Origin of the sequence: Sphaerospermopsis sp. LEGE 00249 (assembly GCF_014299995.1) — a bacterium.
In the GTDB taxonomy this organism is placed as follows: Bacteria; Cyanobacteriota; Cyanobacteriia; order Cyanobacteriales; family Nostocaceae; genus Sphaerospermopsis; species Sphaerospermopsis kisseleviana.
In genome coordinates, this window is sequence record NZ_JACJUZ010000021.1 from 1 (window position 1) to 12,145 (window position 12,145).

Here is a 12,145-nt window from a genome sequence, read left to right on the forward strand (position 1 = left end):
TTAATGAACCTGCAACGGGTTCACGGATGCCGTCGATGTCAACGGGAGGAGCAGCGATAAATGCGATGATGAAGCAAGTGGTTGCTGCTAACAGGGTGGGGATCATTAATACACCGAACCAGCCGATATAAAGGCGGTTGTTGGTGCTGGTGATAAATTCACAGAAACGATCCCATACGTTGGCGCTTTGGCGCTGTTGAATGGTTGCGGTCATGTTTTTATGATTGCTCTGTTTATAATATCGGCGAGTTGTTTTTCTCACCTCTGCACAAATCATAAACTGTCTATTTAGTTTTGTAAAGAGAATTAAAATTAGTTTTGTTTATAACTTTTATAGATTTTTCTAATGTAGTGGCGTTGACAGAAATGATCATGGGACGGGCAAGATGCCTATCCCATAAGATTGGTAGATGATTGATAGGTGAAGATCAACCAGGAGGCCATGCCATAGGACGACCGCCTAAGATGTGTATGTGTAGGTGATAGACAGTTTGACCGCCATCGTTACCAGTGTTCATAACCAAGCGATAACCGTTTTCTAGTCCTGCTTGGGCGGCGACTGTTTGGACTGTTAATAATAGATGTCCTAATAATGCTTGATCTTCCGGTTGGGCGGTAGCTATGTTAACTATGGGTTTTTTGGGAATGACAAGGATGTGAACTGGTGCTTGGGGGTTAACATCTGTAAAGGCTAAAGCCAAATCATCCTCATAAACGATGTTTGCGGGGATTTCCCGACGGATGATTTTACCGAAAATGGTATCTTTGGTTTCACTCATGCGGTTTTACCTAGTATATCTGTTAGAGATTTTAGGGGATAGTTGGGTGAGGTGGCGATCGCTTACCGTAGGTATCGCTTTTTTGCAGAGAAGGGAGCATCCCAATTTTGAACAAATAACCGCAGCAACACCAAAAAATCGCTGAAACTCTCTTACCTTTGTGTCCTTCGCGCCCTTTGCGGTTCAATCATATCAACCTCTTGGAGAATTGTATGTAATTAGAGAAAAATAAATTTACACATTTGGGATGCTCCCGTAGAGAAAAAGTTAAGCTGTAATTTATTCAGTGCATCTATAGCTTTATTGCCAAACCTGCGGATGTCAGCAGCAAACGTTTAATTAGTCTCGCACCCAACAACTGGGTAAAATGGGTAACACAAATCCCGGATGTAGTTGCTAAAGAAATACTCAATTCTGAATTTCAGTGGATTAGTAGAGAAAGTGATGTACTTATTCGCGCTGAGAGTCAAGAATACGGAAAATTTCTGGTTCTTAATGAACTGCAATTGCGGTATAAACCAGAAATGCCTCGAAGAATGCGAGCTTATGCAGGACTAGCTGAGGAAAAATATCAATTACCCACCTATCCTGTACTCATTAACATTCTGAAAACAGGTAATGAAGAAATACCAACTCGATATCAGTCAAATATTGCTGGTTTGGAGGTGCGTCAAGATTACCGAGTAATTAATCTTTGGGAAGTAGATGTTAAAATTGCCTTAGAACAACCTTTACCTTCTTTACTGCCTTTTGTACCAATTCTCAAAGGTGGTGAAGATGAAACTATAATTCGGGAAGCATTGCGTTTATTAAAAGCTGATGAACAGTTAAATCAATTAGAAACAGTTCTCGCTTTTTTTGCTACTTTTGTATTAGATAGTGCCTTAGTTCAAGAAATCATGAGGTGGGATATGGCTGTTTTACGTGAATCACCTTGGTATCAGGAAATATTGAAACAAGGGGAAAAACAAGGTGAAGAAAAAGGAGAACAAAAAGGGAAAAGAGAAGAAAGAATCTCAAGTATTGAGTTATCTTTAGAAGTGAAATTTGGCAATGAAGGATTAAAGTTTATGCCGAAAATATCAGAAATATCGGATTTTGAAACATTAAAAATAATTCAACGTTCAATTCTCACAGTTGAAAGTTTAGAGGAATTAAGACTGATCATGGAAAACTTGTAACCATTAATTACTCAAAGAGTGAATTGAGAATCAAGTAATGCGTAAAGAACAATAAAGATAAATATTGCTCAAATATTACCAGCTTGAAAAATTTTTTGAGCAGTCAAATTCAAATCTGGAAAAGTTGGTGATATTATCTTTTCATCATTTCTAAACTGCGTTACTTGATACTCACCATCAATTAATAAATGAATAGATATAGTAGGTTGTTTAGGACTACCTATATAACGAATACCTCCTAAAGCTAAATAATCAATAATCCAATATTCAGGAATGCCAATTTCTTCATAATCTCGTAATTTAGTTAAGTAGTCATCACGCCAATTTGTACTGACAACCTCAACAATTAAGGGAATAGAAGCAGCTTGAGTTACAGTTGATTGTTTTTGCCACAGAGGTTCATTGACTAAATTAGTCCGGTTTAATAATAGAATATCTGGAACATAACCTGATTCGCTTTCAGGTGGTTTGACTAATGCTTGTTTAGGAATGGAATAAGGAAGATTGAATCTATCAAATTCTACAGTTATTTTTCTAGCTGTAAAACCTATGATATCTTCATGTAGTCCTGTTGGTTGTGACATTTCCACAATTACTCCATTATGCAGTTCATAGCGTTCTCCATCTGGTTTCCAATCTGCAAATTCTGCAAAGGTTACTGGTTTTTGTAAAACTTGAACCATGATTTATATACCTTAACTTCACCGTTATGAATGATTTAATTATACTTGATAGAAAATGAATTGTCCCAAATATAGGACTCCTATTTGATTTTTGAACAACACTCAGTAGGTATCAGTTCTGTCTTTCCTGTTCCCTGTTCCCTGACCACACAAGTAAATTCAGGAATCAAACCGGAAGCCTATATGATCGCTATATCAATTACCAGCGTCTCACATCATCTAACCGCAGTTGCAGGGAGAGTAAAAGATGCTTAACGGGTGACGGGAAAAATTTCCCGCCAATGGTAGTATCCAGTATCGCGCTCCCTTTGGCGTTTATGAGTTAAACCTCAACCGCAATAATGGTAAAAATAGTGGTTCTGTTAATGTTTCTGGTAGTATTATCGGCATAGGAAATAGTGTTTTTCTTGCTCCTCCTGTTACCCAAAGCTTTGCACTCATGCAAGTTCCAGGGGTCAGGGGTGTGCGTGGTTATAGTAATAATCAGGAAATTGGACGTACTGATTCTCAGGGTAATTTAATAATTACTAAGCTGCGCCCTTATAATGGGAATAATTTGAAAATCCAAGATGAGGATATTCCTTTAAACTACAAAATTGATGCTAATGAAAAAGTAATTACTCCACCTTTTCGAGGTGGGGCGCTTGTGCCTTTTCCTGTGCGACTAATTCAGAGTTTTGTCGGTACTTTATCGGTAGAAACATCAGGAAAAACTGTAATTCCGTCCTATGGTCAGTTAAATATCACTGTGAATAATCAAATTATTAACTCACCTATTGGTAAGGAAGGAGATTTTTATTTAGACAGTGTTGCTCCGGGAAAATATGCAGCTAATGTGGACTATGAAGGCGGTATTTGTAATTTTGAGCTAACTATTCCCCAGTCTCAGGAACAAATGGTTAATTTAGGTAATTTAAAGTGTATCATTCCTTAAAGGGTGTTTGAAAAGTTTTTAATAACATTTGTATTCGGTGATTTCACTCATTGTTAATTTACCTGAAAATCTGCTTTGATATAATTAGGGTTTATTCATATATGAACAATGCTGGCTAGAGTCTGGAGTGCATCTATTGTTGGTATCGACGCGGTGAAGGTGGGTGTGGAAGTGGATGTTTCTGGTGGTTTACCAGGAATTGTCATTTTAGGTTTACCAGATTCCGCCATTCAAGAATCTAAAGAAAGGGTAAAAGCAACATTGAAAAATGCGGGTTTTGCTTTTCCCATGCGAAAGATTGTAATTAACCTCACTCCCGCTGATTTAAGGAAAGAAGGACCAGCTTTTGATTTACCGATTAGTGTGGGAATTTTAGCAGCTTCTGAACAAGTAAACCCTGATTTATTAGGGGATTTTTTATTTTTAGGTGAAGTTTCTTTAGATGGTAGTTTGCGTCCGGTTGCTGGTATTTTACCCATTGCTGCAACTGCTGAGAAAATGGGAATTTCTGGTTTAATTGTTCCTATGGAAAATACTCAAGAAGCTGCGGTAGTGGAAGGTTTAAATGTTTATGGATGTAGTAATATTTCTGATGTAGTTGATTTACTAAATAATCCGGGGAAATTCAAACCTGTTAAATTAAATGACAACCCAAAGACATTAGCAGAGACATCTTTAAATTTAGCAGATTTACAAGATGTCAAAGGACAAGCTCATGCACGTCGAGCTTTAGAAATTGCTGCTGCTGGAGGACATAATTTAATTTTTGTCGGACCTCCGGGAAGTGGTAAAACAATGTTAGCAAGACGTTTACCAGGTATTTTACCACCTTTGGAATTTTCGGAATCTTTAGAAGTTACTCGGATTCATTCTGTAGCTGGTTTATTAAAAAATCGTGGTTCATTAGTACGAGAAAGACCTTTTCGCAGTCCTCATCATTCTGCATCTGGTCCGTCTTTAGTTGGTGGTGGTAGTTTTCCCCGTCCTGGTGAAATTTCTTTATCTCATCGGGGGATACTTTTTTTAGATGAATTAACGGAATTTAAAAGAGATGTTTTAGAGTTTTTACGACAACCTTTAGAAGATGGTTATGTGACGATTTCTCGTACTCGGCAATCTGTAGTTTTTCCGGCACAATTTACATTAGTTGCTTCTACAAATCCCTGTCCCTGTGGTTTTTATGGTGATACAATTCAACCTTGTACTTGTTCACCTAGACAAAGAGAGCAATATTGGGCAAAATTATCAGGACCATTGATGGATAGAATTGATTTACAAGTAGCTGTAAATCGGTTAAAACCAGAAGAAATTACCCAAGCTGCAACAACAGGAGAACCATCAAAATCTGTGCGGGAAAGAGTGCAAAAAGCAAGGGATATTGCGACAAATCGTTTTCAATCAGAAGCTAATGTTAAATGTAATGCACAAATGCAAAGTCGTCATTTACAAACCTGGTGTAAATTAGATGATGCTAGTCGTAATTTATTAGAAGCAGCAATTAGAAAATTAGGGTTATCTGCAAGAGCGAGCGATCGCATTCTCAAAGTATCACGCACCATTGCAGATTTAGCAGGAGATGAAAATTTAAAACCTCAGCACGTAGCAGAAGCAATTCAATATCGAACAATTGATAGAATGCAATGATTGGTGATTGGTGATTGGGTAATCAATTTTATGTTTCCCCATTATTACCTATTCCCTATTCCCCATTCCCCATTCCCCATTCTCACAAAAGTTTATAATGGATTGCTTGTTCAGGAGGAGTTAGGGGGATCTACTAAAGATAGAAATGTCGGTAAAACCGATGATCAATTTTATTTGTTTTGTTTTGATTACAAGTTAAACAAAGGGTTTGCAGGTTACTAATATCGTTTTTTCCCCCACGGGATAAAGGGATAATATGATCAATACTGAGGTTTGTTTCTAGGGAAGTTTTACCACAGCTTTGACATTGATATTTATCTCTTTGATAAACATACTGTCTCACTTCTGGAGGTATGGGAATACGTGGGGTTTTGTTCATATTGATTGACTAAATTCTTGAAAGTCTTTTTCTACTTGTTGGGCATAATTGCGGGCATATTCTATAATAGAGTTATTATAATTATGCCCTGATGTAGTTTGAGCAAATTCAATTAATTCATCAGCGATCGCAGAACCTTGTCTACCACTACTTCGTAATTGATCCCAAGCTGTAACTTCGGCCATTGTTTGGATTAATTTTTCTAAATGTCCTAAATTTCCATCCCAAGCTTGTAAATGGACTGTATCTTTTTCTGGTTGCAATTCTTTTAAAACATAAGATTTTTCACCATCATTGATATGTTCTAATAATGCAGGTGCAATACCTTGAAAACGATTTTGAATTGCAACAACTCTTGCACCTGGAGTTTCCCATTTTGGTTGCGAAACAGTCAGATAAGGTTGTAAAGAACTGGGTTGAGTTTCTTTAAAATCTAGCAAATAGTTCTCATCCGGTGAACCATTACCTTCTACTAGAACTATATAACGTTCTAATCCTAAACTCCCATTACCAGCAATGCGTTTTTCGACATCGAGAATTTCATAAAAATCAGGATTTTGTTCTGTGGTATGATGCCATTGTGTAATTAAGTTTTTAACTTTCTTTTGTTCTGCATCTGTAGCTTTTGCAATTCGTTTATCATCAACTACTAAACGTCGCTTACCTTTCTTTTCTTTGGTGTATTTATCTAAAAATTTAGCCCGTTTTCTGTGTTCTAAACTGTCTAATAAGTCTTTAACTAAACCTTTTGCAGTTTCCTTTTCTACAGTTCTTGCTTTTCCATCAGCGAGATTTGCAGTGTAGGTTTTTAAATAAATCTCACTTAAATGTAATGCTTCTTCGTCATTTATTCCCACTGCATGAGAACCCACAATAATACTTGTGATAAATCTCACTAAATCCCAGGTACAAGGTGCAATAACTGATTCATCAAAATCATTAATATCAAAATAAACTAAACGGTTATCACCTTTATAACTTCCGAAGTTTTCTAAATGTAAATCACCACATATCCAGCTAAGAGGTGCATTATTCAAAGATGATTCTTGAGGTAAATCTTCATAGAATAAATGACAAGTTCCCCGAAAGAAAGAAAATGGATCAGTAGAGATTTTTTTGTATTTTAATTTTAATAATTCTGGATCTCTTCCGTGGTTAAAAGTTTCAATGCGGGTTTTGATGTTGTTCATAGGTGGATGTTGTTTGAATGATAATTTACAGGATTTAACGAATTAAACCTGCATTTTTAAATATATCATAAGGTGTAATTTGCAAACCTGATAATAATTCATTACTAATAATTTGCTGATTTCTATAAGTGACAGGTAGAGAAGATGAGGTAAAGACTGTGATAGTTTGCGAAACTGTATCTACTACCCAAACTAAAGAAATTCCAGCTTGTAAATAATAGGTAGCTTTTTCAATCATATCTCCAAAAGTTTGACCAGGAGAAATAATTTCAATTACTAATTCTGGTATCACTGGACAAGGTTCATCTTTTAACCAGTCAATAGGAAGACGCTCATAAGAAACATAAGTTAAATCTGGTACGGGTATCCAATCTTGTCGATTTTTGGTTAATTTGACACTCCATTCAATTACAACACGGCCTTTTTCTTGCGCCCATTTTGATAATAATATAAATAGCGATCCTGTAGTTGAACCGTGAAAAAATTTAGGTGACATTTGTTCATTTTTATATTTAGGTATAGCTTCACCGTTAACCAATTCATATATAGTGTCACTTTCAGGAAGTGCGGTAAATTCTTCGAGGGTGAGTTTATTTTTAAGTTGAATCATTTTTTGTCTGAATCAGGATGTCCAGGATTAAAGGATTTACAGGATGGGGTTGGATGCTTAGATTTGGAAATTTTTTGTATGTTTTATAACATGGAATAATTATAATAAATAATATTTTTAAATTTATTGTTTTTAACATAAATTAATTTTCTCAACATAATATAATGTCAATATCAGTATATAATTTATATCTTTTTATAACATCCAGAAAATCCTTAAATCCTGGACATCCTGATTCAGACCAAAAATATCTATGGTGAACACAGAAAAAGCCACATTCACCACAAACAATTATACCTCTTTTTATAACATCCAGAAAATCTTCAAATCCTGGATATCCTGATTCAGACAATTAAAAAAAATCTCAACCCAGCGATTAGAAATCGCGTCTACACAAACAAAGTCCACTTCGGTGGACTAATTTATTTATGATGTAGCTTCGTTTATTTTACGTCGTAAATCATCAAGGGGTGATTCAGGTTCTTTAATTTCTGGTTCATCAGGATAAAATTCTAGGGTAAATTTGACTCTAAACTTTCCAGACTCCCAATTTTTACCAGGTTTTAAAACTTTACAATCAACACCTTGCTCTATCCAATCTTTTTTATTTTTCGTAGATGGTAAAGTACGACTATTTATCTTATCTAACTTCTCATTTAATTGCTTTAATCCATCATTATCTAAAATCACTTTTGATATTGCTTGATCCAATTGACTGACTTTTAATATATGTCCATCAAAATCAATCACAATATCGCCATCTTCCAAATCAAACACTTCAAAATTATCTTCCATTTTCTTTCCTCCTCTGCGTTTTCTGCGTCTCTGCGTGAAAAAAATCTAAATTGTGGTGAACACAGAAAAACCCTGCATTCACCCAAAAAATTATACTACACCTCCTCACCCCCAATCACAGGTAACAGATGTTCATATAACTGCATAGCTTGTAGACAATTATTAATCCCCAAAACTGCTGTATTGTATTCCTGAATTTTCTCCTCAACCTGATTTAACAAACGTTGATTATTAGCAATTTTTTCCTCAGCTTCCTGTTGTAAACTCTTCTCTAAATAAGCACGCGCTTGGGGATAAAGTTGTAAAATCTCATCAGCTTGTTTTTCCCCCATTGGTAACAACTGAGTCTTAATAGTTTGGTTGATAGTTTGACGGAAAGATTGACGAATAGTGTAAGAAACTTTCGGTTCAAAATCTAATTTCAACAATTGTCTAATTGCAGGTTGAGCTTCTATCACACTTTCTGCACCATAAGATTGAGAAGTTTGTTCTAACACTTGTCGAAATTGATAAATCGAAAATGTCCCTTCATTATAAAATCTAGGACTTTCTTTCACAAATCTATCACATTCCACCCTAGCAGCAGTTACCAAAGCTTGAGTAATTAATTTCTCTACCTCTTTAACTTGTAATTCAATTCCCCCATCATTACCCAACAAACGATACAATTGACGGTAATATTCTGATTTTCTAATCTTCTCCATTAACTGTTGGAATAAATTACCAATCACCTGTTCACAAGACTCAGTTAAAATATCCTCCAACTGATTTGATAAATAATAGAAAGCTTCCACCAAAATCGCTAATAAAGGTGCGGTTGCATTTCTGGGATGACTCAAAGTTGCACGACGATAAGCATCAGCGACGGAAAAGGTATCTAATAACTCATCTAAACGACGAATCATTTTTGATTGTAATTGTCGAAAATCATTTTCAAATTCCTCACAATGATTATTAATGATTTGATTGACTTCTTCATTGATATGTTGATTGAAATATCTACCAACCTGTTGGAGTTGCTGATTTAATTTTTGCAACTCATATTCTTTCATACTTTCAATTTCTCGCGGTTGACTATCTAAATCTCGTTGGATAGTTTGATAGTGTTTTTCTAGTTTGATGCAAATATCTCCTAAGTCATCCGCAAGATTTTTAAATAACTGAGGACGTTTTTCTTTTGTCAAATACCGGGTAACTGCATTGCGAAATTCCTCAATTCCGCTATCTTGAATCAATTGTTTAATTAACGGTGTTCCCTGTTCATTTAAAATTCTCACATAGTTTTGATTAGGACTTTCAAAACCGTTAATAGAAATGCGAAATTGACTAGGAGAAAGTTTACCAGAACTCACACAATAATTATTGAAAGCATAAACAAATTGAGGTGTTTCTTCTTTCCCATCTAAACCTTTGACACTTTCTGCAAAAATCGAATCTAAACCAAATCTATCTAGTTGACTGGTTTGTTTTAGGAGACTTCCATAAAAACCTAACAAACCACTGGTTTTATAAACTCTTTGACTATCCCGAAATTGTCCATTAATTAAATCTTCTAATCTTTGTCGCAGTTGGTTATTGTACCAAGTTTCATCAATGCGGTTAAAAATATAAAAAACCCTGTCTCTAATACCTGCATTTTCCCGCATGGTTTCCAAAAGTTCTGTTTCTTCTTTTGTCATATCTCCTGCGGATGCAGGTTTGAGAACACAGACTACTGCGGATGTATCTGGATGTTGAATTTTTGCATAAGTTAATTGTGCATCTTTCGCTACTGGTGCATCAATTCCTGGTGTGTCAATAATAATATTACCATCTTCTAAAAGCGGATGATGACAATAATATTCAATCCGTTTTAAAACCGCGCTATTACTACCTCGTCTTGCATATCCCGCAGCTTCTTTGAGGTTAGAAAAGTTAAATTGTTCCATTGAATAAGTAGCATTATTCAAAGTATTGATTCTCTCCCGATTTGCTACATATCCATCTAATAATAAAGTTAATGCTTTAGCTAGTTTTGCACGTTCTGATTTACTTTCTCCCCCTTCTTTTTGAATAATCATATCACACCCTTGATGCAATAAATCAATTACATCTTGTTTGTTGATATTTTCAACAGTATTGAATCCCAATTGTTGACATAAAAAAATCGCTTGTTCTCTGATTTCTGCTTCACTCAAAAAAGTTAAAACTACCCTTTCTTCATTTGCAGACGCATATTCAATTTTACATTCTGTTCCTGTTGCGTGTCCTTCTGCACTATATAATAATTCTCTTTCCAAAAGTGCATTAATTAACATTGATTTCCCAGCACTAAAAGCACCTGCAAAGACAATTTCAAACCTGGGAGAAATTGCTTTATCTAAGGATATCTGCACAGATGTGATATCTTGAGAACGCAAAGCAGGTTCTTGATGTAGTAGTTGCAGAATCATCTCAACTTGTGTTTGCAGTTGCTGACACTGGGGCGCTAAATTTGACATGGTAAGTAGTAAATAAGTTTTATCAGTATTGTAATACTACTTATCGCAACTTGGGTAGATTTGACAGAAATACAAGTATTTTCAGGTGCGTCATACTGCAAAAATATGTAAACAATATATATAGCTGTAGACAAGTAGTTAGGACATCTATTGATAATAAAACTCTCACTACAATAAGGTTTTACTCCTGAATCCTTTGGGTTTTAGCATTACTAAAACCCTACTTACGTCCTTTGATGGCTATAGCTATAAATAAGCAAATTGGTTACCCGGTGATATATGACGCACCCTATTAATATGCTAGTTGCGTAATTCCTATCATGTCTCAATGACAATAAATAGGACGCACTATTCGGCTACAACTTGTTTTAGCTTTTCTATTTCAGATGTAGTAGGAATAATCCATTGTTCAATATTCAATTCATTTAAAATATCTTTCCCTTTGGGATTTTGATTCATTTCTAAAATAACTGAAGTCAAACTTTCCTGAATTTGAGTTGCTTTTGGCGCTAAAACAAGCTGATGAAAAACTGTTTTTTGTTCAGAAGTTGCTATATATTTCACCAGACTTTTTGTGGTTTCTCCTAATTCTTCATAGGTATCCTTATAAACAAAACCTAAAGATGCGTCATTTTCCTGATTAGCGACAGCTTTAACCACCGCTAACCAACTAGGTTTATCAATCACTTCTAAAGGTTTAATTCCTTGACTTTCCAAAGCATTTAAACCTACTTTCGTTGCTAACATACTCATCACACTCAGCAATTTAGCACCTTGAAAAGATGCAAGAGAAGGATTATTTAACTCATTGTGAGCAATAAAAACCACCTCATCATATAAATTACTGGAACGAGCTACAGAAATAAAATTGCTGTTCAACAAAGTAACGGAATCACCTGGATTAGCATAAACGATATCAGCATCATTCATTTTTTGCCGAAATTCCTGAAAATCCATTGCTAATTCAAAATGAACTGTTGCATGAAGATTAAGACTTAGATACTGTGCAAATCTAAACCAACGATCTGGTTTTTTTGCTGTATCATGGGGGCAAACCATTAAAGTTAGTTTATCCATTGTTAACTTTTCCTTAAATTAACACCATCAGATTGATTTTTGTGTTCTCTTTTCTGTTGTAATCGGTAAATTTTCTTAATTGTGATTCCTGTGACAAAAGTTCATATAAAGTATGAAAACGACTCAAATGTTTACGTAAAATTAATTCGCTTGTTGTATTTAATTTATACAAGTTTAGCAGGCATTTTGCCCGCAACACAAGACTTACAGCTATTTTCAGGTAAATAAACCACATTTTGATTTAGGTTTCGTGTCAACAATGTAGGGGTGTTCGCGAAGCGTGCTGGAAGCATCAGCATTCGGACAATTAATTATCGGTTTTTACCTAAGACTATCATCCGAATGCTTCGCCCTTACTGTGGTCTAAAGACATGAAAACTGCTGTAACAATGT

At 35.3% G+C, this 12,145-nt stretch carries 12 protein-coding genes and 1 pseudogene; 4 read left to right on the plus strand and 9 right to left on the minus strand.

What is annotated here, in order from left to right:
• Positions 1-214 (minus strand): annotated as a pseudogene (locus H5968_RS09455) (photosystem II q(b) protein); the annotation flags it as partial.
• Positions 215-428: 214 nt separating this feature from the next.
• Entirely contained in the window at positions 429-779 is a 351-nt protein-coding gene (locus H5968_RS09460; RefSeq protein WP_187039751.1) for a histidine triad nucleotide-binding protein, read from the minus strand.
• On the opposite strand from H5968_RS09460, the gene H5968_RS09465 reads away from it, so the two are divergent.
• On the plus strand, positions 778-924 hold the full coding sequence (locus H5968_RS09465) for a hypothetical protein (protein WP_187039752.1): 147 nt from the start codon (positions 778-780) through the stop codon (positions 922-924). The two genes, H5968_RS09460 and H5968_RS09465, sit on opposite strands and share 2 nt — an antisense overlap.
• 157 nt (positions 925-1,081) lie before the next feature.
• Positions 1,082-1,960, plus strand: a complete 879-nt coding sequence (locus tag H5968_RS09470) for an Rpn family recombination-promoting nuclease/putative transposase (RefSeq protein WP_187039793.1) — start codon at positions 1,082-1,084, stop codon at positions 1,958-1,960.
• 68 nt (positions 1,961-2,028) lie between these two features.
• On the opposite strand, the gene H5968_RS09475 is transcribed toward H5968_RS09470, so the two are convergent.
• Complete coding sequence (locus tag H5968_RS09475; RefSeq protein WP_187039753.1) at positions 2,029-2,643, minus strand: Uma2 family endonuclease; 615 nt, start codon at positions 2,641-2,643, stop codon at positions 2,029-2,031.
• A gap of 289 nt (positions 2,644-2,932) precedes the next feature.
• On the opposite strand from H5968_RS09475, the gene H5968_RS09480 reads away from it, so the two are divergent.
• A complete protein-coding gene (locus H5968_RS09480) occupies positions 2,933-3,577 on the plus strand; it encodes a fimbria/pilus outer membrane usher protein (protein WP_370569762.1) in 645 nt (214 codons plus the stop codon).
• A 108-nt stretch (positions 3,578-3,685) separates the two neighbouring features.
• Complete coding sequence (locus H5968_RS09485) at positions 3,686-5,221, plus strand: YifB family Mg chelatase-like AAA ATPase (RefSeq protein ID WP_187039754.1); 1,536 nt, start codon at positions 3,686-3,688, stop codon at positions 5,219-5,221.
• A gap of 133 nt (positions 5,222-5,354) precedes the next feature.
• Here H5968_RS09485 and H5968_RS09490 read toward each other — a convergent pair whose 3' ends face one another.
• The 6 genes from H5968_RS09490 to H5968_RS09515 all read right to left on the minus strand — a co-directional run bounded on the left by H5968_RS09490 (position 5,355) and on the right by H5968_RS09515 (position 11,752).
• Complete coding sequence (locus H5968_RS09490; protein ID WP_137668291.1) at positions 5,355-5,600, minus strand: HNH endonuclease; 246 nt, start codon at positions 5,598-5,600, stop codon at positions 5,355-5,357.
• Positions 5,597-6,790, minus strand: a complete 1,194-nt coding sequence (locus H5968_RS09495) for a DUF2252 domain-containing protein (protein ID WP_187039755.1) — start codon at positions 6,788-6,790, stop codon at positions 5,597-5,599. Before H5968_RS09495 ends, H5968_RS09490 begins: the two co-directional genes overlap by 4 nt.
• Positions 6,791-6,824: 34 nt before the next feature.
• Entirely contained in the window at positions 6,825-7,400 is a 576-nt protein-coding gene (locus tag H5968_RS09500; RefSeq protein ID WP_187039756.1) for a Uma2 family endonuclease, read from the minus strand.
• Positions 7,401-7,826: 426 nt separating this feature from the next.
• Entirely contained in the window at positions 7,827-8,195 is a 369-nt protein-coding gene (locus H5968_RS09505; RefSeq protein WP_187039757.1) for a KGK domain-containing protein, read from the minus strand.
• 95 nt (positions 8,196-8,290) lie between these two features.
• Positions 8,291-10,675 carry a dynamin-like GTPase family protein gene (locus tag H5968_RS09510; RefSeq protein ID WP_187039758.1) on the minus strand — a complete coding sequence of 795 codons (2,385 nt, stop codon included), beginning with the start codon at positions 10,673-10,675 and terminating at the stop codon, positions 8,291-8,293.
• A 348-nt stretch (positions 10,676-11,023) separates the two neighbouring features.
• Positions 11,024-11,752, minus strand: coding sequence for a phosphate/phosphite/phosphonate ABC transporter substrate-binding protein (locus H5968_RS09515; protein WP_187039759.1), 729 nt, complete (start codon positions 11,750-11,752; stop codon positions 11,024-11,026).
• Between the last annotated feature and the right edge of the window lie 393 nt (positions 11,753-12,145).

What these genes read in the sequence shown, in the direction of transcription:
- H5968_RS09510 (WP_187039758.1), bottom strand. Translation starts at nt 10,675, where the DNA reads ATGTCAAATTTAGCGCCCCAGTGTCAGCAACTGCAAACACAAGTTGAG.
- H5968_RS09495 (WP_187039755.1), bottom strand. Translation starts at nt 6,790, where the DNA reads ATGAACAACATCAAAACCCGCATTGAAACTTTTAACCACGGAAGAGAT.
- H5968_RS09500 (WP_187039756.1), bottom strand. Translation starts at nt 7,400, where the DNA reads ATGATTCAACTTAAAAATAAACTCACCCTCGAAGAATTTACCGCACTT.
- H5968_RS09505 (WP_187039757.1), bottom strand. Translation starts at nt 8,195, where the DNA reads ATGGAAGATAATTTTGAAGTGTTTGATTTGGAAGATGGCGATATTGTG.
- H5968_RS09465 (WP_187039752.1), top strand. Translation starts at nt 778, where the DNA reads ATGCGGTTTTACCTAGTATATCTGTTAGAGATTTTAGGGGATAGTTGG.
- H5968_RS09515 (WP_187039759.1), bottom strand. Translation starts at nt 11,752, where the DNA reads ATGGATAAACTAACTTTAATGGTTTGCCCCCATGATACAGCAAAAAAA.
- H5968_RS09460 (WP_187039751.1), bottom strand. Translation starts at nt 779, where the DNA reads ATGAGTGAAACCAAAGATACCATTTTCGGTAAAATCATCCGTCGGGAA.
- H5968_RS09485 (WP_187039754.1), top strand. Translation starts at nt 3,686, where the DNA reads ATGCTGGCTAGAGTCTGGAGTGCATCTATTGTTGGTATCGACGCGGTG.
- H5968_RS09490 (WP_137668291.1), bottom strand. Translation starts at nt 5,600, where the DNA reads ATGAACAAAACCCCACGTATTCCCATACCTCCAGAAGTGAGACAGTAT.
- H5968_RS09475 (WP_187039753.1), bottom strand. Translation starts at nt 2,643, where the DNA reads ATGGTTCAAGTTTTACAAAAACCAGTAACCTTTGCAGAATTTGCAGAT.